This window comes from Achromobacter sp. (genome assembly GCF_036567245.1).
Lineage (GTDB): Bacteria > Pseudomonadota > Gammaproteobacteria > Burkholderiales > Burkholderiaceae_B > Achromobacter.
The window spans coordinates 1-20,305 of sequence record NZ_DATCUY010000399.1 but is presented as its reverse complement, the minus strand read 5'-3'; the positions used below and the strand labels follow the sequence as shown (position 1 = coordinate 20,305).

Genomic DNA, 20,305 nt, shown 5'->3' with positions numbered 1-20,305 from the left:
CCGCATTGCGGGAATTGGGCGGTGCCCTTCATGAACAGCACGACGGGGTGCTGGGTCACGGTTTCGCGGATGAATTCTTGAACGTCGCTCATGGTGGTCTCTTGGACAGGCATAACGGAATACGCCAATTATAGGTACAGCGGGAAAATCCGCCCGGATATCCCGGGCGCCCCACCGGGAATGCGGTCAGGCGGGCAGCCGGCCGCCGGAAATACGCTCGATGCCGGCCAGGTCCTGGCGGCTGTGCACGTCCTGGAATCCAGCCGCGGCCAGCAGGTCCCGCACGGCTTGCGCCTGGTCCCAGCCATGCTCCAGCCACAGGGCGCCGCCCCGCTTCAGGTGGCGGCCGGCGCCCTGGACGATGCGGGCCAGGTCTTCCAGCCCGCCCGCGCCGTCGGTCAGCGCCCCCCGCGGCTCGAAACGCACGTCGCCCTGCTCCAGATGCGGGTCATCGCAGGCCACATAGGGCGGATTGGACACAATCAGGTCGAAGCCTTCGCCCGCCGGCACGGCCTGGTACCAGCTGCCTTCGACCAGACGCACGGACGCGGCCAGATCCCAGGCATTGGCGGCAGCGACCGCCAGCGCGGCCGCGCTGACGTCGGACGCCATCACCCGCGCGTCGCGGCGCGCCAACGCAATGGAAATCGCGATCGCGCCGCTGCCGGTGCCCAGGTCCAGCACCGCGGGCGCAGCCTGGCCGGCCAGGCATTCCAGCGCGGTCTCGACCAGCACCTCGGTATCCGGGCGCGGAATCAGCACGTCCGGGGTCACGCGGAAACGGTGACCCATGAATTCGCGGTGGCCCAGCAGGTAGGCCATGGGCTCCCCGGCCAGGCGCCGCTGGGCCAGGGCCTCATAGGCCGCGGCCGTCTCGGGCAGCAGAGGGTCGGTGTCGTGCGCCAGCAGCCAGGCGCGCGGCTTGGCCAGCACGTGCTCCAGCAGCATGCGCACCTCCAGGCGGGGCAGGCGCGTATCGAGCAGCAGGCTTTTCAGCTGGGGCGGCGTCATGGCCGGGCTCAGATGTCGTCGCCCAGGGCCGCCAGCTGTTCGGCCTGGTGTTCGGCGATGAGGGCGCCGGTCAGCTCTTCCAGATCGCCTTCCATGATCTGCTGCAGCTTGTACAGCGTCAGGTTGATGCGGTGGTCGGTCACGCGGCCCTGCGGGAAGTTATAGGTGCGGATGCGCTCGGAACGGTCACCCGAGCCGATCAGGCTCTTGCGCTCAGCGGCTTCCTTGCTCTGCCGTTCGCGGGTTTCCTTGTCTTTCAGGCGCGCGGCCAGCACCTGCATGGCCTTGTCCTTGTTGCGGTGCTGGGAACGGTCGTCCTGGCATTCCACCACCAGCCCGGTCGGCAGGTGGGTAATGCGCACCGCCGAATCAGTCTTGTTGATGTGCTGGCCGCCCGCGCCGCTGGCGCGGAAGGTGTCGATGCGCAAATCATTGGGGTTGATGACGATTTCCGACATCTCGTCCGCTTCGGCCATGACGGCCACCGTGCAGGCCGAGGTGTGGATGCGGCCTTGCGCCTCGGTGGCGGGCACGCGCTGCACGCGGTGCGCCCCGGACTCGAACTTCAGGCGACCATAGGCGCCGTCGCCGTCGATGCGGGCGATCACTTCCTTGTAGCCGCCCAGTTCAGAAGCGCTCTCCGACATAAGCTCCACGCGCCAGCCGCGCTGTTCGGCGTAGCGCGTGTACATGCGCAGCAGATCGCCCGAGAACAGCGCGCTTTCGTCGCCGCCCGTGCCCGCGCGGATTTCCAGGAACAGGCTGCGCCCGTCGTTGGGATCGCGCGGCAGCAGCAGCAATTGCAACGCGGCTTCCAGTTCTTCGAGCTTGGCGCGGCCGGACTTGATCTCGTCCTCGGCCATGGACTTCAGGTCCGGGTCGGACAGCATTTCCTGGGCTGCGGCCAGATCATCCTCGGTGCGGGCGAAAGCGGTGAACGCCTCGACCACCGGCTCCAGTTCCGCGCGTTCACGCGAGAGCTTGCGGAAACGGTCCATGTCGGACGCGGTCTCCGGTTCGGCGAGCAGGGCGTCAACCTCGATGAGGCGATGACACAGGTGCTCCAGCCGGCTGCGCATGGAAGATTTCATGGGGAATGACCAAAAAGAAAAGCGGGAAAGCGGATAGCGGGCGCCCAAAAGACGAACGCCCGCCAGGAGGCGGGACGTGGGGCAGAGTCGCTAACGGCGGGAGTCGCGGCCAGGGAACAGGCGCGGCATCCAGGCAAGCAGCTGCTTGCGGTCATCGCCTTCGCTGCGGTTCAGGGCCGCCAGCGGGCCGTGCAGGTATTTCTGCGTCAGGCCATGGGCCAGTTGCTCAAGCACGGCTTCCGGCGACTCGCCCCGTGCCAGCAGGCGGCGGGCGCGTTCCAGCTCGGCGCTGCGCACGTCCTCGGCGGCCTGGTGCAGGTCGCGGATGACGGGCACCACTTCGCGGGACTGCATCCAGTGCATGAAGCCCTGGACGCGGGTTTCGATGATGGCTTCGGCCTGCACCACGGCCGCGCGGCGCGCGTCCGTGCCGGTCTGCACCAGGCGGCCCAGGTCGTCCACCGAATACAGGTAGACGTCGTCCAGGCGGCCGACTTCGGGTTCGATGTCGCGCGGCACGGCCAGGTCGATCATGACCATGGGGCGGTGGCGGCGCAGGCGCGTGGCCCGTTCCACCATCCCCAAACCGAGGATGGGCAAGGAGCTGGCCGTACAGGACACGATGACGTCGAACTCGGACAGGCGGTCCGTCAAGTCCGACAGCTTCATGGTGCTGGCGGCAAAGCGATTGGCCAGGACTTCGGCGCGTTCGGCCGTGCGGTTGGCCACGACCATGCTGCGCGGACGCTGCGCGGCGAAGTGCGTAGCGCACAATTCGATCATTTCGCCCGCGCCGATGAACAGCGTGCGGGCCTGGTCCAGGTTGCCGAACACGCGCTCGGCCAGGCGCACGGCGGCGGCGGCCATGGACACCGATTGCGCGCCGATGGCGGTCTGCGACCGCACTTCCTTGGCCACCGAGAAGGTGCGCTGGAACATCTGGTGCAACAAGGTGCCCAACGACCCGGCTTCACCGGCGGCGCGCACGGCGTCCTTCATCTGGCCCACGATCTGGGTTTCGCCCAGCACCATGGAATCCAGGCCGCTGGCCACGCGGAAGGCGTGGCGCACGGCGTCGTCCTGGTGATGGCGGTAGAGATGCGGGCGCAGCGTGCCGGCGTCCAGGCGGTTGTAATCCGCCAGCCAGGCAGGCAGTTGATCGGCCACGTGGCCGTCAGCGGCGCAATAGATCTCGGTACGGTTACAGGTGGACAGGATGGCGGCTTCGCGCACCGAGCCGCCGAACGCCGAGCGCAGGCCTTCCAGCGCGGGCTTCACCAGATCGACGGGCATGGACACGCGCTCGCGGACCGAAACCGGCGCGGAGGTGTGATTCAGACCGAAGGCAAGGACAGCTACCGACATGTGGGAAGGATGGCCGGGCCATCCGCGCGTAAGCGTTAAGTACTGCCACCAAGAACGAGGCGCTGCAAACCGGGGTTATTCAATCGGGGGAATTCAACCCGGGAGCAGCGTCAGACCGCTAATCATTATACCCCTGCGGGTTATCCCCAGGCCATTTCACCCCCAGGCCGCGACCTTGGGTCGCACCTTTCGTGCCATCCGCCCAACAACCTGGCTCATGATTCATGCAGCGATCCGGCCGAGCAAGGCAATATCCAAGATTTTCGCCCCCAACTGGCGCAAGCCTAAAAAATTGTGTATAGTTGCGGACTTCGTTGGCCTGGTAGCTCAGTCGGTAGAGCAGAGGATTGAAAATCCTTGTGTCGGTGGTTCGATTCCGCCCCAGGCCACCAAAAGATTCAAGCACTTAGCCCCGCCCGGTCTTCAATACGGCGGGGCTTTTTGCTTTGGTACGTCAGTTTCTGCTGTTCTTGGCGGCGACAAAGGCCACGGCGCGCTTCACGCTCGCATGGGTCTCCGAGGCGCTCATGGACAGCGCGGCATAGGCCCAGCGCTGTGGGGGGTGGGCGGCCACCTTTAGCAATACCAACAAGTCTTGGGGTTTTAGTTCCATCTCAGGGTGATATTCGCTATTCGCGAATCACGAATACCGGCGATGAGACGGTTTTTGGCAAGCCCTCTACTCGCCGTCGGCCGAGCAAAGCCACGACGGCCGAACGTGTGCAACAGGTAGCGGCTCAGGCCGCCTCGGGCGGCGATGACGCCCTCGACGCGCGGATGAATTCGAGCGCCGCCTGCTTTGAAACCACATCCCCGTACTTGCTGTCGATATCGAAAAGATTGGCTTCATGCGGATCGGGGTGGCGGTCCCCCACTCCCTCCCGCACCACGATCACGTTCAGGCCATGCTGCACGCCATCCACCGCCGTTGCGCGCACGCAGCCGCTGGTGGAGCAGCCCAGCACGATCAGGGTGTCGACCCTGGAAGCCGTCAGCGTACTGGCCAGGCTGGTGCCAAAAAAACTGCTGGCGTACTGCTTGTGCAGGACGATCTCGCCGGGCAAGGGTTCCAAGCCGCCACAAAACTCGTTGTAAGGCGCGTGTTGGAACAGTTCGAGGATCGGCGACTTGCGATACCAGGCGCCGGCGTCGGCCAGCGTATCGGACTGGTGCCTGATCGTGGTGTGGATGACCATCATTCCGGCATCTCGCGCCACCCGCAGGATTTCCGCGCTGTGCGCCACCGCGGCCACAACGCCAGAGGCAAACATGGGCGATTCTTCCAGCGTATAGGCTTGCACGAAGTCGATGAGAAGCAATGCCGCTTTGTCGCCAAAGCCGACTCGATGCCCCCATACGCCCTTATAGTTTTCCGCAGCGCTGCTCATGCAAAACTCCAAAACAGAAGGATTTGGCGGCCGTCACTCGATCCGGGCGCCGGTCTGCTCGATGATCCCGGACCACGTTTTCAGATCGGAGTCGATCAGCTCGCTGAACTGAGCGGGCGTCGTATTCGCCGCTTCCGCGCCCTGGGCCCTCAAGTTGGCTTGAAACGACTTGTCCGCCAGCACGCTCGAGGCTTCCCGGCGCAGCGTGGCAACCACGTCCGCCGGGGTGCCGGCCGGAGCGAACAAGCCATACCACGACATGGCCGCGACGCCAGGCACGGTCTCGGCGATGGTCGGCACGTCCGGCAGCAACGATGAGCGCTCGGACGACGCAACCGCGATCAGGCGCAGCTTGCCGGCATGGACAAACGACATGACGCTGGGCCAGCTGGTGAAAGTCACCGACACCCGGCCAGACACCATATCCGTGTTGGCGGCGGAGGCGCCCTTATAGGGAATGTGCATCATGTCGACGCCGGCCGCCCGCTTGAACATTTCGCCCAGCAGATGATCGAGCGTGCCGTTACCCGCGGACGCCATGTGCAGTTGGCCTGGCTTGCTTTTGGCCAATGAGATCAGGTCCTGCACGGTCTTTACCGGCAGATCCGGATTGACGATCAAGACATAAGGAGCCGTCGCGACCAGGCCGATGGGTTCAAAATCCTTCTTGGGGTCGAATGGCACGGACTTGTATACGAATGGGCTGATGGTATAGCTGCTACCCACGGTCAGCAGCAGGTTGTAACCATCCTGACTGCCTCGCGCCGATACGCCGATACCGATATTGCCGCCCGCGCCCGCCCGGTTCTCCACCACGAAAGTCTGATGCAGGCGCTCGCCGATTTTTTGGGCAAAAGGCCGAGCCACCGCGTCGTTGGCCCCTCCTGGTCCGTGCGGCACGATCACCGTGACGGCCTTCGACGGATAGCCTTGCGCGTGGACGGCGCCAGCATGGGCAAGGCCCAGGGCGAAAATCAGCGCAGAGAAACTCAGTATCTTTTTCATCTTGACCAGTTTGTTCGGGTTGAAATGGAACTTCCATGCCGCGACTGAAACAACCAGGTTCATTGCCTGCTCCCCATTCTTTGTATTTATCGTCCACGTCCGGCTGCCCGGAGCGAATCATTTGATGGCAATTCTCGGCATCGGGATCGATATCGTCCAATACGAATTTGGGAATCATCTATAGTGTTTCCAGATAAATAGGACGGGATGCCCAACCATGGACTTGCGGCAGCTTCGGTACTTTGCGGCGATTGCGGAAGAACAGAGCTTTACGAAAGCGGCCCAGAAGCTGCACATTTCGCAACCTCCACTCAGTCAGCAGCTGAGTAATCTGGAGGCCGACCTCGGCGTCCGTCTTTTCATACGCACCAGCAGAAGCGTCCAGCTGAGTGAAGCGGGCAGCGTGCTGCTGCCCCACGTCCGCGCCGTCCTGGATCGCCTGGACGAGGCCAGGCTTCAAGTGCGGCGCGTGGCACAGGGCCTGGAGGGATGCGTGACGCTGGGCTTGACCGGCTCGCACTTCCTCGGCACGTTGCCCCAGTTCATCCGCGAGTTCCGGCAGGAGCGGCCGCAGGTGGACGTGGCCTTGAAGGAAATACCCCCCTCCGATCAGCTGACGGGGCTGCAGGACAGGCGCCTGGATCTGTGCCTCTCACGCGGCATCCCCGCCGATCCGACATTCGCTTCCGAGTTGCTGTGGCACGACTCGTCGGTGGTCGTGCTGCCGCCGGGCCATCCGCTATCGCATCGGAAACGGCTGCGCCTGCACGAATTGAAAGACGAGGATTTCGTGTTCTTTCGCCTGGCGTCGTCCATCTTTGCCGACTCGGTGTACCAGGCCTGCCTGTTTTCGCGCTTCGAGCCGAAGATCGTTCAACAGGTCGTGGAGGTGCCCGCCGTGGTCAATCTGGTGGCCGCGGGGCTCGGCATCTCCATCGTCCCCGAATCGATTGCGCGCCTGCGCGCCGATGCCGTCGCGATCTGCGAACTTGCGCATGAAAAAAGCATGCCGAGAATTTCATCCAGCATCTATCTCGTGCGCCGGTTTGACGAAGACCGCCAGGTCGTACTGGGATTTGCCGCCGCGCTCAATCAATGGGCCAGGAAGTCGATGCCCGCGCCCCTTTCCCTGGCTCGCCCTTCCGCGATATCGTAAGACGCCTTCTCCGTAGACCGCCGCATCCATCCACCGGAGCCGCGACATGCGCGCCCAAGCGATAGCAAGAGCAAAAGCGCTTTTCGGTCTGATTGCACTGCTGGCCTGCCTGCTGGGGCCCGCGCACGCGCAGAGCGCCTCGACGGCGCCGGTCCGCCCAGTTCCGGCTTCCGCGCAAGCCCAGGCGATCCTGGTGGCGGAAATCCCGCTGCGGGCGGACACCGATCACCGCTATGCCGAAAGCGTCATGGAACGCGTCACGGGAGCCGACCCCACCGACGCGCTGGCGCCGCGCCTGGAAGCGATTTCCCGGTCTGTCGACGAAAAGCTCCAACAGTTCCAGTCAGCCCAATTGCGCACCCTGCCGATCATGCGGCTGGAAAGCCTGGAGCGGCATTGGATGTTCGACGCGCGCCGCTTCACGGACTGGCAGGAGGACATGCACCAGGCGACCGCCGCCTACGCCAACGACGCCGCTGAACTGGCGCGCCGCCGCGAGGCCTGGCAGGCCCTCAAGAGCGCGCCCGGCGCCGCCGATCTGCCGCCGGCCCTGACCGGCCGTATCGACTCCGTCATCGCCCAGCTGACCCGGGCCGAACAGGCGCTGTCCGTGCCGCTGGGCCGGCAGATCGCACTAGGCCAGCGCGCCAACGCCGTCGAAGAGCGCATCCAGTCCGGGCAGCGGGCGGTGGCCGACGCCATCAACTACATCGACGCCCGCCTGCTCGCACTGGACGCGCCGCCGCTCTGGGCCGCCACCTTCACACCCACGGCGCGCAGCGATGCGATGGCCTATCTGCGGAGCGGCCTGGACATGGAACTGCGCTTTGCCCGCCAGTACGCCGCGGCCGACACCGGTAACCAGCTCGCCCTGCACGTGCTGCAAGTCGTGCTGCTGCCGCTGCTGCTCTGGCTGGCCTGGCACAGCCGCCACGCGATCCGGGCCGGCGAAATGAGCAAAACAGCCGCGCGGGTGCTGGGACGCCCGCTGTCCGCCTGGCTGCTGCTCGCCATGATGGGCGTGCAGCTGTTGGAGTCGGATGCGCCGCTGATCGTGCTGCAGGTCGCGCTGCTGCTGGCAGTCGTGCCCGTGCTGCGCCTGCTGCCGCCGACCGCGCGCGAGCAGCTCGACCTGTGGCCCTACGCCATCACCGGCCTGTATCTGGCGGAGCGGCTGGGCATTTTTTTCCTGGCCAGCGAAACACTGTACCGGCTGCACAACCTCGTCATCACCCTGCTGGCGCTGGCCACCGCGATCTGGCTGCGCGCCCGCGCCCAGCGCCGCGGCAACGCCCAGGCTCCCGGCCGGCTGCACAAGGCCGTGCGTGTCGGCGGCTGGGTCGCGGTGGCGCTGCTGGCCATCGCCGGCGTCTCCAATCTCGTCGGCAACTTGTCGATGGCCGAGATGCTGACCAGCGCCGTCATCAGCAGCGGCTACTTCGGCCTGATGCTTTACGCCGGGGTCACCATCATCGTCACCCTGCTGCAGCTGATGCTGGCCCGGCCCGGCGTGTCGCGCTTCCGCATCGCGCGCGAGCACGCTCCGCCCCTGGTGCAACTGCTGATCCGCCTGGTGATGCTCAGCGCCGTCGCGGGTTGGACGATCTACACGATGGATCGCTTCCGCATCCTGCGCGCGACCTACGCCTTCACGACGAAGGTGCTGTCTTACACGCTTGCGCTCGGAGACATCACCATCAGCCTGGGCAACATTCTGGTGTTCGCGATCTCGGTGGTGATCGCGTTCTGGGCCGCGCGGGCGATCCGCCTGGTGCTGCACGACGAACTGCTGGCGCGCATGCCGCTGCCGCGCGGGGTGGGTAACAGCATCGCCTCGCTGACCTACTACTCGGTACTGCTGTTGGGCTTGGCGGTAGCGCTGTCGGCTGCCGGCGTCAAGACCAGCCAGCTGGCCCTCGTGCTCGGCGCTCTGGGCGTGGGCATAGGCTTCGGCCTGCAGAACGTGGTGAACAACTTCGTGTCCGGCCTGATCCTGATGTTCGAGCGCCCGATCCAGCCCGGCGACGTGGTAGAGATCGGCGACACCTCCGGACAGGTGCGCGACATCGGCATGCGCGCCACCCGCATCAAGACCTTCGAAGGCGCCGACGTGGTGGTCCCGAACGGCACCCTGCTGTCGGAAAAACTGACCAACTGGACCATGCTGGACCGCAACCGCCGCATCGAAATCAACGTCGGACTGGCCTACGGCACGGACCCCGCGCAAGCCATCGAACTGCTGGCTTCGGTGGCACGCGGAACGCTGGGCGTCTCCACCCAGCCGGCGCCGATCGCGCTCTTCATGGGCTTCGGCCCCAGCGCCCTGGAGTTCAGCGTCCGCGCCTGGACGCCCGACTTCGATCAGTGGATGTCCATCCGCAGCGACATGCTGTCGCGCATGTACGAGGCTCTGAAGCAGGCCGGCATCGACATCCCTTTCCCGCAGACCGACCTGCGCCTGCGCAGCATTTCCGACGAGGCCGGCGCCTTGCTCGCACAAGCCCGCCACGCCGCTCCAGGCGGCGGCCAGGCGCCCACGTAGCGCGGATATTGTGTATAGTGGCGGACTTTCGCGTTGGCCTGGTAGCTCAGTCGGTAGAGCAGAGGATTGAAAATCCTTGTGTCGGTGGTTCGATTCCGCCCCAGGCCACCAATGAATTCAAGCACTTGGCCCCGCCTTTGGCGGGGCTTTTTGCTTTGGCGCGCGGCGGCTTTTGTCGGATAGCATAGTCACGCCATGCCACTCCTGACTTCCCCTCCCACGCGATGAAGCCTGAATCCTCTTCCCCGTCCTCCTCCATCGGCATGGGCCGCGCGGCGCTGGTGCTGTATCGCGCGCTCTGGCACTATGCCGACGGCGCGCGGCGACAGCTGATGGGCGCGATCGCGCTGCTGTCGGGCGCGCAGCTGGTCAAGCTGACCCTGCCCTGGCTGGCCTCGCACGCCATCAATGCCTTGCAGCAGAACGACATGTCCACGGCGGGTCTCTGGATCCTGTTCCTGGTCGGCAGCTACATGATGTCCTGGGTGTTCCACGGCCCGGGACGCGTCCTGGAAGGCAACGTGGGCGTGCATGTCCGCGAACGACAGGCCGACGACCTCTATGCCCGCATCGCTGCCGCCCCGCTGACTTGGCGCGACGGCAGACATTCCGGCGACCTGCAGCACCGGGTGCTGCAATCCAGCCGGGCCTTGTCCACGTTCGCGCGAAGCATGTACGGATACCTGCACAGCGCCTTGAACTTCATCGGCCCGCTGGTGGCGCTGACCCTGCTGTCGCACGTCAGCGGCATCATCGCCGTGAGCGGCTATCTGATCATCGCCCTCGTCACGTTGCGCTTCGACCTTGCGCTGATGCGGCTGGCGCGCTCCGAAAACGACCAGGAGCGCCGCTACGTCGCGGCACTGCTCGACTTCGTCAGCAATGCCGGCACCGTGATCGGCCTGCGGCTGCAAGCCGCCTCGCGCAAGATCCTGGGCCGCCGCCTGGAGGCGGTCATGAAGCCCTTGCGCCGCGCCCTGTGGATCAACGAAGTGAAGTGGTGCGTGGTCGACCTGGCGGGCATGTGCCTCACCTGGATCCTCGTGGTGGAATATGTGCTGCGACACCGCGAGCCGGGGCAAGCCCTGTTGTTGGGCACCATCTTCATGATCTATCAGTACGCCCAGCAGGCCGCGTCCGTGGTCAGCGCCATCGCCTCCAACTTCCAGAGCTTTGCGCGCATGCACACCGACTACAGCAGCGCCGAACCCATCTGGCAGGCCCCCGGCAACCCCGAGGCAGCCGTCCCCGCGGTCCAACCCGACGCGCCTTGGCAGACCCTGGAGTTGCGCGGCGCCACCTGGCGCTATTCGGATGAAGGACGTGGCGGCCTGCATGGCGTAGACCTGGTGCTGCGCCGAGGCTCGCGCGTCGCGCTGATCGGCGCCAGCGGCGGCGGCAAGAGCACGTTGCTGCGCACCCTTGCCGGACTCTACCCGCCGCAACAGGGCGATCTGCTGCGCGACGGCAAATCCGTGGACTGGACCGAGCTGCGCTCGCTGGCCACGCTGATCCCGCAAGAAGCCGAAGTCTTCGAAGCCAGCGTGCAGGAAAACCTTACCTTCGGCGAGCCTGCCGATGCCGTGGCGCTGCAGGCCGCCGTGCATACCGGCGTATTCGACGAAGTGCTGCAACGCATGCCCGACGGCCTGGCCAGCGCGATGAACGAGCGGGGCAGCAATCTTTCCGGCGGGCAGCGCCAACGCCTGGCCCTGTCGCGCGGCGCGCTGGCGGCGCAAGGCAGTTCCCTGCTGCTGCTGGACGAGCCCACCAGCGCGCTCGACCCCCAAGCCGAGGCCCGGGTGTTCGATCGTATGTACGCCGCGTTCCCGACGGCTTGCATCGTGGCTTCGGTGCATCGGCCCAGCCTGCTCAACCGCTTCGACACCATCGTAGTGATGGACGCCGGGCGGGTGGTGGATGCAGGGCCCCGCGATGAAGTATTGTCCCGGCATCAACCTTGATATAAAGCCCCGTCAGCCAAGTCCCTACACGCCATAGCCATGACTCAGCCACCCACATCCCCCGCAACGCAGCGCCCGCCCGGACGCAAGCGGATGAACCTGTTGGCCTATGTCAGCCTGACGATCAGCGTCGTGTTTGTTTTCCTGGGTTCGCAAATGATCCGGGACGGCGCCGAAGCGGGGATTCCCGTCACGCTGTTCTTTGCCATGTGCGCCGCAATCGGCATTCTGCAGTTAAGGCCTGGCCTGCTCCAGCGCGACTCGCGCTCAGCCTTGACGTTGCTGGCGCGCTATCCAGGCCCCTTGGTGCTCAAGGCCGCGAAAGGCAAGCTGCTGGTGTTCTCGTTCCTGTCCGCGGCCTTCGGCGGCGTGATCCTGTGGATGCTGCTGCACGAAGCGCTGCCGCCGCTGAAGCAACTGATCCTCTGGCCTGGCGCCGGATTTTTTCTGCTCGGCGCGGTCATGCTGCTGGTGCGCGCCGCGAAAGACGATACCGCCTTGCGGCTAAACCGCAATGGCTTCGAAACCCGGCAGGTGTGGAACGGCAGGACGATACGCTGGCAGGACACCAGCGAATTCACCGTGGTCAGCGTCAGCCAGGCGGTGCCCAAGCTCATTGTTTTCGACGATGCCGCGGTCGAACGCAGCGGCACTGCGGGACTCAACAGGCACATCGTCGGGCGCAATTCCAGCCTGGGTGAAACGTATGGGCTGACCCACGAGGCCTTGGCCGAACTGCTCAATGCGTGGCGGGCGCGGGCCTTGGAACAGGATGCGATCTTTACGCGGTGGCCTGAGAACGGATGAGGGCTGTTCTTCAGGAGAGCAGCCCAAAATGGATGTACTGGGGCGCGGGCTGATGTCGCGCATGCGGCGCCCCCATGACATTACAAAAAAGTAATCCACGCGTAACCTCCCCGCCCCTGTCAGCCCACCACACTGGAGTCCATGCACTTCCAGACCACAGAAAGGAGCTGACCATGAAGACCCTGACCACCTTGTTCAGTGCGTGCGCATTGAGCCTCGGAATGATAGGCGCGGCCAATGCGCAGGCCGCTGGTAGCGAACATGCCACGCATCATCCCGCGGCGGCCGAGACGGCCTCCCAGCCGCAAATGGCGCCGGGCGCCGGCATGATGCAGAACATGGAGGCGCACATGCAGGCCATGGGCGGGATGCACCAAAAGATGGCTGCGGCCAAGACGGCCGAAGAGCGCCAGGCTTTGATGGACGAACACATGAAGTCCATGCCCGCCAATGGCGCCCACATGCAAGGCTGCCGCGAGATGATGGGATCGATGATGAATCCCGCGGCGGCGTCCCCGGCAGCCAGGGGCTGAGCGCCACGCATCATTGCTGGGGCCGGCACCGCGGCGGTGTCGGCCCCACGTTGTTGCGCTACGAGCGCCCTGCCTGGGCATGAGGCGCACGAAGGATCACACCAGCACTCGAAAGGGATGGGTATGAATCACTCTCGTCACGGCGACGCGGCAACGAACGACGGTGCGCTCTATGTGTGCCCCATGCACCCGGATATCCGCCAGGACCATCCGGGCCGCTGTCCGAAGTGTCAGATGCATCTGGTGCCGGAAGAACAGGCGGGTGCCCAGTCGGCACATGCGCATGGCGGCCATGGATCGCACCAGCAGCAGCATCACGACCACGATCACAGTAAGCATCACGTGGGCAGCGACGAACACGACGGCGTAACCGCCCGGCCGACCGCTGCCGACCCGACGGGAGCTCCCGCCGACGTTCCCGCCGGCACGATCTACACCTGCCCCATGCATCCCGAGATCCGTCAGGACCACCCCGGGAACTGCCCCAAGTGCGGCATGACGCTGGAGCCCCTTATCCCGCTGGATGAGGAGGACAACAGCGAACTCAAAGACTTCCAGCGCCGCTTCTGGTGGACGCTACCCCTCACGCTCATCGTGGCCGTGATGGCCATGTTCGGCCATCGCCTGGGCTGGTTCGACATGGCGACCCAGAGCTGGCTGGAGTTGGCGCTATCGCTGCCGGTCGTATTCTGGACCGGCTGGCCGTTCTTCGTGCGCGGCTGGCAGTCGCTCGTGCATCGCAGCCCCAATATGTGGACGCTGATCAGCCTGGGCACGGCCGCGGCGTTCATCTATAGCGTGGTCGCCACGCTGGCGCCGGGCGTGTTCCCCGATTCCTTCGTATCGATGGGGCGCGTGGCGGTGTACTTCGAAGCCGCGGTGGTCATCATTTCGCTGACCATGCTGGGACAGATCCTGGAGCTGAAGGCGCGCTCGCAAACGTCCGCCGCGATCAAGGCACTGCTCGGCCTGGCGCCCAAGACCGCGCGGCGCATCAATGCCGACGGCAGCGAGGAAGATGTGCCGCTGAACCACGTGCACGTGGGCGACCTGTTGCGGGTGCGCCCGGGCGAGAAGATTCCGGTGGACGGCATCGTCACCGAGGGCCGCAGCGCCGTGGACGAATCCATGCTCACCGGCGAGCCCGTGCCCGTCAGCAAGCGCGAAGGCGACAAGCTGATCGGCGCCACGCTCAACACCAGCGGCACCCTTGTGATGCGTTCGGAAAAGGTCGGCTCCGCCACCATGCTGGCGCAGATCGTGCAGATGGTCGCCAACGCCCAACGATCCAAGGCGCCCATGCAGCGCATGGCGGATGTGGTGGCGGGCAAGTTCGTCGTCGCCGTGGTGCTGGTCGCGATCTCCACGCTGCTGGTGTGGGGCTTTTTCGGGCCGGAACCCAGCTGGGTGTATGGCCTGATCAACGCCGTCGCCGTGCTCATCATCGCCTGCCCCTGCGCGCTGGGACTGGCCACGCCCATGTCGGTCATGGTGGCCACGGGCCGCGCGGCCGCGCAGGGCGTGCTGTTCCGCGACGCCGGCGCGATCGAGAAGATGCGCGAGGTGGACACGCTGATCGTGGACAAGACCGGCACCCTGACCGAAGGCAAGCCAGCCTTCGATACCGCGATCGCAGCGCCGGGATACACGCCCGACGAAGTGCTGCGCCTGGCGGCCAGCCTGGACCAAGGCAGCGAACACCCCCTGGCCGACGCCATCGTCAGCGCCGCACGCGCGCAGGGCCTTGCGCTGGCCAAAGCCGGGGACTTCGATTCCGGCAGCGGCATCGGTGTGCGCGGCACGGTGGAAGGCAAGCGTCTGGCGTTGGGCAACACCGCCCTGATGGAACAGGAAGGCGTGCGGGTGGACTCCCTGCGCGCGGACGGCGAACGCCTGCGCGGCGAAGGCGCCAGCATCATGCACCTGGCCGTGGACGGCCAGTTCGCCGGCATCCTGGCGGTGACCGATCCCATCAAGCCCAGCACGCATGAAGCCATCCAGGACCTGCACGGCAGCGGCCTGCGTATCGTGATGGCGACCGGCGACGGCCTGACCACCGCCCGCGCCGTGGGCACCGCGCTGCGCATTGACGAAGTGCACGGCGAGGTCAAGCCGGCCGACAAGCTGGCGCTGGTGGAAAAGCTGCAAAAGGACGGCCATGTGGTGGCGATGGCGGGCGACGGCATCAACGACGCCCCTGCGCTGGCCCGCGCCGACGTGGGCGTGGCCATGGGCACGGGCACCGACGTGGCCATGAACAGCGGCCAGGTAACCTTGGTCAAGGGCGACCTGCGCGGCATCGCCGCCTCGCGCCAGATCTCGATCGATACCGTGCGCAACATGCGGCAGAACCTGATGTTCGCCTTCGTCTACAACGGCATCGGCGTGCCGATAGCGGCGGGTGTGCTTTACCCCTTCACGGGATGGCTGCTGTCGCCGATGATTGCGGCGCTGGCGATGAGCCTGAGTTCGGCTTCGGTGATTTTCAATGCGTTGCGGTTGCGGGGCGCGAAATGAACGGTCCGTCTCCTTATTCCCTCAACCGCGCCAGCGTCCTCTCCACCACCCTGTCGCAATCGTCCCCATCGAATTCGAACAAGCGCTTCTCCACCACCCCCACATCCCGCGCCAGCGACTCGCGCAGCAAGGCGTTGGCGCGGAAGTGGCGGCTGCGGACGGTGGCTTCGGGAATGCCCAGGCAATGCGCCGTTTCCTCGACCGACAGTTCCTCTACCGAGCGCAACACGAACACGGTGCGGAACGAGACGGGCAAGGCGTCCAGCCGCGCTTCCAGCAAGCCTCTGAGTTCGGCGCGGGCGGCGGCGTGGTAGGGGGGGTTGAAGTCGTTGATGGTCATCGCATCAACCTCTTTCTCTATGTCGTCGGCAATGGGGAACAGCGCCTCGCGGCGGCTGTGCTTGCGCAGCCGACCGTAGCATTCGTTGAGCAGGAGCCGCGACAGCCAGGTGAACAGCGTCGAGTCGCCACGGAACGCAGCCATGCTCCGGTAGGCCGCCAGGTAGGTTTCCTGCAGGGCATCCTCGGCATCCGCGTCGTTGCGCAGGGTGGCGCGCGCCAGGCGGTAGAGCCGCCGGTTGTGCCGCCGCATCATCAGTTCGAATGCGGTCTGCTCGCCCGCCGCGATACGGTGCGCGAGCGCCAGGTCTTCGTCCTCGGCCGGCGTTGCCGCCAGCGCCGCAAGTGCAGTCATGAGCCAGACCTCCGCCATGCGTCATTGCGCAATCAAGGTACCTTGCATCGTCGGATGGAACAGGCAGGCATAGGCGCTGCTGCCTGCCTCTTTCACAGTGTAGGTCCAGGACGCGCCGGCGGCGATCACTCCTGAATCGAAGGCCTTGGAAACCGCGGTGGCGGTGTGCGGGACCAGGTCCTTGTTGGTCCACGTCACCCTGTCGCCCCGTCTGAGGGTCAGCGTCGCGGGCATGAACTGCATTCCTTCAATGGTCACGACATGTTCGGCCTGTTGGGTGCCAGTGGGGCTTTGCTGAGCGGACACTACCCCGCCCGCCAGCATCAGGCCGGCGCACAGCGCGGCCAGACCAGCACACCCGCGCGCGGAAAATGAGCAGGTATCAGCCACCGTTAAGCCTCTTTTGCAGGGATTTTGCATGTTCCAGGTGCGCGATGAACGCCGGCCGCACCTTGACCAGCAGTGCCTTCAATTCCGCGTTGTGCGCGCCAGGAATCAGGGTCGTGTCCAGTGCCTGGATCACGGCCTCGTGGTAGGCCACCTCGTGGTCCACATAGGCTTTGTCGAAGGCGGCGCCGCTCATGCCCTTGAGCGCGGCGAGGTTCTTGTCGCCGCCCTGCTGCAGGCTGTCGCTGGTGGCGTTCGGTTCGGGCTTGACCTTGAGCTTCTGCACCAGCTCGCCGGCCGACTTGTTGACCGCGGAATGATCCGTCACCATCAGCGTAGCGAAGTCACGGACCTCCTTGTTGCCGGTCTTGTCCTGCGCCAGCTTGCCGGCGTCGATGTCAACCTGGTTGGCCACCACCACGATGGCGGCTATCTGCGGATCGGTCGGCCCGTTGCCGTGGGCAAACACCCCGCAGCTCACCAAAGCCAGCGCATAGAACCATCTTGCTTGAATCGCTTTCATCTCATCCCCCGAAACCATGGATGCAGGCGCGGCCGGAATGGCCAGGAATCTTGCCTGCTTATGGGGTTGGATGTCACGAAAACGCGCCGCGTTCCGGCGCTGGGCGACGACGGGGGCTCAGCCCACCGGCACCGTCATGCCGTACTTGGCACGGTTCATGACCACCAGCGTGGAAAAGCGCTTGACGTTGGGATTGCCCCAGAAATTGCGCTGGGCGAAGGTCTCGTACTCGGCCATGTCGCGCATGGTGATGGTCAGGACGAAGTCCACCTCGCCCGTGACTGACAGGCACTGCATGATTTCCGGCGCGGACTGCATGGCGCGCTTGAACTGGTCGAGCTTGTCGGCGCGTTCGCTCTCCAGCGTCACCAGCACGACCATCATGATTCCCCGGCCCACGGCAGCGGGGTCGACCACGGAGACGTCGCCCAGCACAACCTTGGATTCGCGCAGCCGCTTCATGCGGCGCAGGCAGGACACCGGCGACAGGTTCACGCGCTGCGCGACTTCCTGGCTGGTGCGCTGGTTGTCTTCCTGCATGCTTTGCAGGATCTGGAGGTCGAAGTCGTCTAGTTCCATAAGGGTCTCGGAACGGCTGGAAACGGGCCGGAAAAGGGCCGCCGATAGATTCTAAGCCCGGCCGCGCCGGAATCCGGCCCCATTTTGACGGGAAACTTCATTTCCGCGCCCTGCGATGCAGGAATTATTCAGCCGGCTTGCTTACACTGAGAGCCCTCTGCCCGCGCCGCGGGTACGTCCGCACCCCGTATCATGCCGTCACTCCAGCTTTTCCTGCTGTTTCTCGCCGCCGACGCGGCGCTCAAGCTCACGCCCGGGCCCGACATGGCGCTGACCCTTTCCCGGGGCATGACGCAGGGCTTCCGGCCCGCCTTCCACAGTGTCCTGGGCAACGTCGCCGCCGGATTCATCCAGGTGCCGGCGGTGGTGCTGGGCCTGGCCTCGGTGCTGCAGGCGTTCCCGTCGCTGTTCGTGGGCATCAAGGCGGCTGGGGGCCTGTATCTGGGCTACCTGGGCATCAAGGCCATCATCCGCTGCGCGCGCTCGGCCGACGTGTCGCTCGCGGCGCGCCCCGGAGACGCGCGCGACGCGTTCTGGCAAGGCTTCACGACCAACCTGCTGAACCCCAAGGTGCTGTTGTTCATGATCGCCTTCCTGCCGCAGTTCACCACCCCGGACAACGGGCCGGTGTGGATCCAGATGCTGGTGCTGGGCGTGACGATGAAGGCGCTGAGCCTGCCGTATGGCAGCTTCTTCGCCTACGGCGCCTCGCGCATCCGCGGCTGGGTCGGGCGCAATCCCTGGTTCCTGCGTATGCAGCAGGGTCTGCTCGGCGCCGTCATGCTGGGCCTGGCGCTCTATGTGCTTTACTCCACCGCCGAACACCTGACGCCCTGAACCGCGCGCCGTCCTGTACGTATCCTGCCTTTCCGCCATTGCCATGACCGCCGCCACCCTTAACACCGAACGCAACGCGTCGTCCTCCACCCTGGTCCCCATCCTATCGCTGATCGGCGCGATGGCCTCGCTATGCATCGGCACCTCGTTCGCCAAGTCGCTCTTTCCCATGGTGGGCGCGCAAGGCACGACTGCCTACCGCATCACCATCGGCGCGCTGATCCTGCTGGCGATCTGGCGGCCGTGGCGCTTCCCGCTGACCCGCAGGGACGCCGCCAAGATCGCGCTGTACGGGGTGACGCTGGCCTGCGTGAACCTGCTGTTCTACATGGCCTTGCGCACGCTGCCGCTGGGCGTGGCCATCGCGATCGAATTCATCGGACCGCTGACCCTGGCGGTGGCGCTGTCTCGGCGCGCCATCGACTTCGTCTGGATCGGATGCGCTGTCGCCGGCCTGGTGCTGCTGATTCCCACCGGCCCGTCGGTGCATGATCTGGATCCCGTCGGCATCGCCTATGCGCTGGGCGCGGCGGTGTGCTGGGCGCTCTACATCATCTTCGGCAAGATGGCCGGCAATGTGCACGGCGGACAGGCCACCTCGCTGGGGCTGACCGCGGCGATGTTGGTGGCGTTGCCCATCGGCGCGGCGCATGCGGGCACGGCCCTGCTGGACCCGACCCTGATCCTGGCCGGCATCGCGGTGGGCGTGCTGTCCAGCGCCTTGCCCTATTCGCTGGAAATGGTGGCGTTGCGGCGCCTGCCGCAGAAGACCTTCGGCGTGCTGCTCAGCATGGAACCCGCCATGGGCGCGCTGGCCGGCATGATCGTACTGAATGAGCAACTGTCGCAGACGCAGTGGCTGGCCATCTGCGGGATCATCGTAGCGTCCGCCGGCTGCGCTGCCACCGCCCGGCGGCAAAATACCGCCCCTGCGCCCGCGCCGGACTGAACGCGGGCGTCCCCCCGCCGCGGCCTGAGGGGGTTCAGCCGAATCCCACCTCACGCTGAGGCGGCGCCAGCGGGTCGAAGTCTTCCCAATGGTTGTTGCGCCAGCGGCCGTTGGCGTGTTCCACGTCGGCGCCGCCCGCATCGCGCAGGATGCGGCAGGCGAGCATTTCACGTTGCGGGCGCGTGCGCACGGCGACCATCACGCCGGCCTGGCGGATCTCGGCATGGGAATCGGGATTGAAGTGTCCGTGCAGGGTGCTGCCGTGGCCCGTCACCCAAAGCGCGCCGAAAAGCGATCCCAGATAGGCGCCGACCCCGGCCGCGGCCAGGATCAGCGGCGTGGAATCGCTGATCTCGGACATCACGAACCCGCCAAACACCGCGAAGCCTGCACCCACCCCGCCTGCGCCCAGGAAGGCGCCGATGTCGGCGCGTCCCGAATCCGGATCGGAGCGGCGGTCGCCGCCCAAGGGGTAGCGGCCATGCTCGCCGGCCGGATTCACGTAGAAGGTGTTGATGTCCCAGTGGGGAAAACCGTTGGAGGACAAGCGCTCGGCCGCGGCGTGCGCCGCTTCGAAGCCCTCGAATCGGGCTGCTACGATCAGAGACATGATGTGCTCCTTGCCCGGGCTGCCGGACAGGATGTACGTGCCTTTATCGTACGCCCGCGTCGCCTCCGCGAACTTGCCGGTTACACCTTGCCGCGGCTGTTACCACCCGCCTTCAATTGGCCGAAATGTTCTTGCTCCGGATCACCGCTCCCCAGCGCTCGTACTCCTTGCGCGCATAGTCCGCGAAGGCTTGCGGCGTGCTGCCGGTGGGCTCCATGCCTTGCAGTTTCAGTTGCTCGGCCACTTCCGGCGAGCGCAGGGCCTGGGCGATGGCGTGGCTGAGTTTCTCGACCACGGGAGCCGGCGTGCCGGCGGGCGCGACCACGCCCTGCCAGGCGGCGGCCTCG

The 20,305-nt window shown here is 65.7% G+C and carries 20 protein-coding genes, 2 tRNA genes and 1 pseudogene; 10 read left to right on the top strand and 13 right to left on the bottom strand.

Translation table 11 applies throughout. The features are described 5' to 3' along the window. The 4 genes and pseudogenes from VIR09_RS17020 to hemA form a co-directional block, all read right to left on the bottom strand. A pseudogene (locus VIR09_RS17020) lies at window positions 1–92 on the bottom strand (monothiol glutaredoxin, Grx4 family); the annotation flags it as partial. A gap of 94 nt (window positions 93–186) precedes the next feature. After that, entirely contained in the window at window positions 187–1,011 is an 825-nt protein-coding gene (gene prmC, locus VIR09_RS17015; RefSeq protein WP_332013939.1) for a peptide chain release factor N(5)-glutamine methyltransferase, read from the bottom strand. Between the two features lie 8 nt (window positions 1,012–1,019). Beyond that, window positions 1,020–2,102, bottom strand: a complete 1,083-nt coding sequence (prfA, locus tag VIR09_RS17010) for a peptide chain release factor 1 (RefSeq protein ID WP_332013938.1) — start codon at window positions 2,100–2,102, stop codon at window positions 1,020–1,022. A 90-nt stretch (window positions 2,103–2,192) separates the two neighbouring features. Next, window positions 2,193–3,467, bottom strand: a complete 1,275-nt coding sequence (hemA, locus tag VIR09_RS17005) for a glutamyl-tRNA reductase (protein ID WP_042796220.1) — start codon at window positions 3,465–3,467, stop codon at window positions 2,193–2,195. Between the two features lie 316 nt (window positions 3,468–3,783). Here hemA and VIR09_RS17000 point away from each other — a divergent pair. After that, window positions 3,784–3,859, top strand: a tRNA-Phe gene (locus VIR09_RS17000). A 62-nt stretch (window positions 3,860–3,921) separates the two neighbouring features. Here VIR09_RS17000 and VIR09_RS16995 read toward each other — a convergent pair. From VIR09_RS16995 to VIR09_RS16985, 3 genes are all read right to left on the bottom strand, one after another. After that, window positions 3,922–4,059 (bottom strand): hypothetical protein, encoded by a 138-nt coding sequence (locus VIR09_RS16995; protein WP_332013937.1) that lies wholly within the window; start codon window positions 4,057–4,059, stop codon window positions 3,922–3,924. A 145-nt stretch (window positions 4,060–4,204) separates the two neighbouring features. Beyond that, window positions 4,205–4,855, bottom strand: coding sequence for an isochorismatase family protein (locus tag VIR09_RS16990; protein WP_332013936.1), 651 nt, complete (start codon window positions 4,853–4,855; stop codon window positions 4,205–4,207). Window positions 4,856–4,888: 33 nt separating this feature from the next. Next, on the bottom strand, window positions 4,889–5,923 hold the full coding sequence (locus VIR09_RS16985) for a tripartite tricarboxylate transporter substrate binding protein (RefSeq protein ID WP_332013935.1): 1,035 nt from the start codon (window positions 5,921–5,923) through the stop codon (window positions 4,889–4,891). 154 nt (window positions 5,924–6,077) lie between these two features. Between VIR09_RS16985 and VIR09_RS16980 the strand changes: the two genes are divergently transcribed. The 7 genes from VIR09_RS16980 (at window position 6,078) to VIR09_RS16950 (ending at window position 15,379) form a co-directional block, all read left to right on the top strand. Continuing rightward, on the top strand, window positions 6,078–7,016 hold the full coding sequence (locus tag VIR09_RS16980) for a LysR substrate-binding domain-containing protein (RefSeq protein WP_332013934.1): 939 nt from the start codon (window positions 6,078–6,080) through the stop codon (window positions 7,014–7,016). 46 nt (window positions 7,017–7,062) lie between these two features. Beyond that, a complete protein-coding gene (locus VIR09_RS16975) occupies window positions 7,063–9,558 on the top strand; it encodes a mechanosensitive ion channel family protein (RefSeq protein ID WP_332013933.1) in 2,496 nt (831 codons plus the stop codon). 35 nt (window positions 9,559–9,593) lie between these two features. Beyond that, window positions 9,594–9,669: transfer RNA gene (locus tag VIR09_RS16970), tRNA-Phe, on the top strand. A 113-nt stretch (window positions 9,670–9,782) separates the two neighbouring features. Further along, window positions 9,783–11,522 carry an ABC transporter ATP-binding protein gene (locus tag VIR09_RS16965; protein WP_332013932.1) on the top strand — a complete coding sequence of 580 codons (1,740 nt, stop codon included), beginning with the start codon at window positions 9,783–9,785 and terminating at the stop codon, window positions 11,520–11,522. Window positions 11,523–11,615: 93 nt separating this feature from the next. Continuing rightward, window positions 11,616–12,329 carry a hypothetical protein gene (locus VIR09_RS16960; RefSeq protein ID WP_332013931.1) on the top strand — a complete coding sequence of 238 codons (714 nt, stop codon included), beginning with the start codon at window positions 11,616–11,618 and terminating at the stop codon, window positions 12,327–12,329. A 173-nt stretch (window positions 12,330–12,502) separates the two neighbouring features. Then, the gene (locus VIR09_RS16955) at window positions 12,503–12,862 is read left to right on the top strand and encodes a hypothetical protein (protein WP_332013930.1); all 360 of its coding nucleotides are present in this window, start codon (window positions 12,503–12,505) and stop codon (window positions 12,860–12,862) included. A gap of 117 nt (window positions 12,863–12,979) precedes the next feature. Then, a complete protein-coding gene (locus VIR09_RS16950) occupies window positions 12,980–15,379 on the top strand; it encodes a copper-transporting P-type ATPase (RefSeq protein WP_414639441.1) in 2,400 nt (799 codons plus the stop codon). Window positions 15,380–15,392: 13 nt separating this feature from the next. Here the strand turns inward: VIR09_RS16950 and VIR09_RS16945 are convergent, their stop codons facing one another. The 4 genes from VIR09_RS16945 to VIR09_RS16930 all read right to left on the bottom strand — a co-directional run bounded on the left by VIR09_RS16945 (window position 15,393) and on the right by VIR09_RS16930 (window position 17,562). Further along, complete coding sequence (locus tag VIR09_RS16945; RefSeq protein WP_332013928.1) at window positions 15,393–16,073, bottom strand: RNA polymerase sigma factor; 681 nt, start codon at window positions 16,071–16,073, stop codon at window positions 15,393–15,395. A gap of 21 nt (window positions 16,074–16,094) precedes the next feature. Further along, window positions 16,095–16,463, bottom strand: coding sequence for a cupredoxin domain-containing protein (locus VIR09_RS16940; RefSeq protein ID WP_414639440.1), 369 nt, complete (start codon window positions 16,461–16,463; stop codon window positions 16,095–16,097). Further along, on the bottom strand, window positions 16,456–16,983 hold the full coding sequence (locus tag VIR09_RS16935) for a DUF4142 domain-containing protein (protein ID WP_332013927.1): 528 nt from the start codon (window positions 16,981–16,983) through the stop codon (window positions 16,456–16,458). The genes VIR09_RS16940 and VIR09_RS16935 overlap by 8 nt, the downstream gene beginning before the upstream one ends. 117 nt (window positions 16,984–17,100) lie before the next feature. Next, window positions 17,101–17,562, bottom strand: coding sequence for an Lrp/AsnC family transcriptional regulator (locus VIR09_RS16930; RefSeq protein WP_332013926.1), 462 nt, complete (start codon window positions 17,560–17,562; stop codon window positions 17,101–17,103). Between the two features lie 192 nt (window positions 17,563–17,754). On the opposite strand from VIR09_RS16930, the gene VIR09_RS16925 reads away from it, so the two are divergent. Both VIR09_RS16925 and VIR09_RS16920 read left to right on the top strand, forming a co-directional pair. Next, window positions 17,755–18,399 carry a LysE family translocator gene (locus tag VIR09_RS16925; RefSeq protein WP_332013925.1) on the top strand — a complete coding sequence of 215 codons (645 nt, stop codon included), beginning with the start codon at window positions 17,755–17,757 and terminating at the stop codon, window positions 18,397–18,399. Between the two features lie 43 nt (window positions 18,400–18,442). Further along, window positions 18,443–19,348, top strand: a complete 906-nt coding sequence (locus tag VIR09_RS16920; RefSeq protein WP_332013924.1) for a DMT family transporter — start codon at window positions 18,443–18,445, stop codon at window positions 19,346–19,348. Window positions 19,349–19,382: 34 nt separating this feature from the next. On the opposite strand, the gene VIR09_RS16915 is transcribed toward VIR09_RS16920, so the two are convergent. Together VIR09_RS16915 and VIR09_RS16910 are read right to left on the bottom strand one after the other, a co-directional pair. After that, window positions 19,383–19,958 (bottom strand): hypothetical protein, encoded by a 576-nt coding sequence (locus tag VIR09_RS16915; protein WP_332013923.1) that lies wholly within the window; start codon window positions 19,956–19,958, stop codon window positions 19,383–19,385. A 112-nt stretch (window positions 19,959–20,070) separates the two neighbouring features. After that, window positions 20,071–20,305 (bottom strand): tripartite tricarboxylate transporter substrate-binding protein (locus VIR09_RS16910; protein ID WP_332013922.1); only part of this gene is annotated, 235 nt, incomplete at its 5' end.

Excerpts from the sequence above, each read along its gene's own strand:
- VIR09_RS16950 (WP_414639441.1), top strand. The coding sequence starts at position 12,980 with ATGGGTATGAATCACTCTCGTCACGGCGACGCGGCAACGAACGACGGT.
- VIR09_RS16920 (WP_332013924.1), top strand. The coding sequence starts at position 18,443 with ATGACCGCCGCCACCCTTAACACCGAACGCAACGCGTCGTCCTCCACC.
- VIR09_RS16965 (WP_332013932.1), top strand. The coding sequence starts at position 9,783 with ATGAAGCCTGAATCCTCTTCCCCGTCCTCCTCCATCGGCATGGGCCGC.
- VIR09_RS16935 (WP_332013927.1), bottom strand. The coding sequence starts at position 16,983 with ATGAAAGCGATTCAAGCAAGATGGTTCTATGCGCTGGCTTTGGTGAGC.
- prmC (WP_332013939.1), bottom strand. The coding sequence starts at position 1,011 with ATGACGCCGCCCCAGCTGAAAAGCCTGCTGCTCGATACGCGCCTGCCC.
- VIR09_RS16960 (WP_332013931.1), top strand. The coding sequence starts at position 11,616 with ATGAACCTGTTGGCCTATGTCAGCCTGACGATCAGCGTCGTGTTTGTT.
- VIR09_RS16930 (WP_332013926.1), bottom strand. The coding sequence starts at position 17,562 with ATGGAACTAGACGACTTCGACCTCCAGATCCTGCAAAGCATGCAGGAA.
- prfA (WP_332013938.1), bottom strand. The coding sequence starts at position 2,102 with ATGAAATCTTCCATGCGCAGCCGGCTGGAGCACCTGTGTCATCGCCTC.
- VIR09_RS16955 (WP_332013930.1), top strand. The coding sequence starts at position 12,503 with ATGAAGACCCTGACCACCTTGTTCAGTGCGTGCGCATTGAGCCTCGGA.
- VIR09_RS16945 (WP_332013928.1), bottom strand. The coding sequence starts at position 16,073 with ATGACTGCACTTGCGGCGCTGGCGGCAACGCCGGCCGAGGACGAAGAC.
- VIR09_RS16990 (WP_332013936.1), bottom strand. The coding sequence starts at position 4,855 with ATGAGCAGCGCTGCGGAAAACTATAAGGGCGTATGGGGGCATCGAGTC.
- VIR09_RS16975 (WP_332013933.1), top strand. The coding sequence starts at position 7,063 with ATGCGCGCCCAAGCGATAGCAAGAGCAAAAGCGCTTTTCGGTCTGATT.
- VIR09_RS16985 (WP_332013935.1), bottom strand. The coding sequence starts at position 5,923 with ATGAACCTGGTTGTTTCAGTCGCGGCATGGAAGTTCCATTTCAACCCG.
- VIR09_RS16980 (WP_332013934.1), top strand. The coding sequence starts at position 6,078 with ATGGACTTGCGGCAGCTTCGGTACTTTGCGGCGATTGCGGAAGAACAG.
- hemA (WP_042796220.1), bottom strand. The coding sequence starts at position 3,467 with ATGTCGGTAGCTGTCCTTGCCTTCGGTCTGAATCACACCTCCGCGCCG.
- VIR09_RS16915 (WP_332013923.1), bottom strand. The coding sequence starts at position 19,958 with ATGTCTCTGATCGTAGCAGCCCGATTCGAGGGCTTCGAAGCGGCGCAC.
- VIR09_RS16925 (WP_332013925.1), top strand. The coding sequence starts at position 17,755 with ATGCCGTCACTCCAGCTTTTCCTGCTGTTTCTCGCCGCCGACGCGGCG.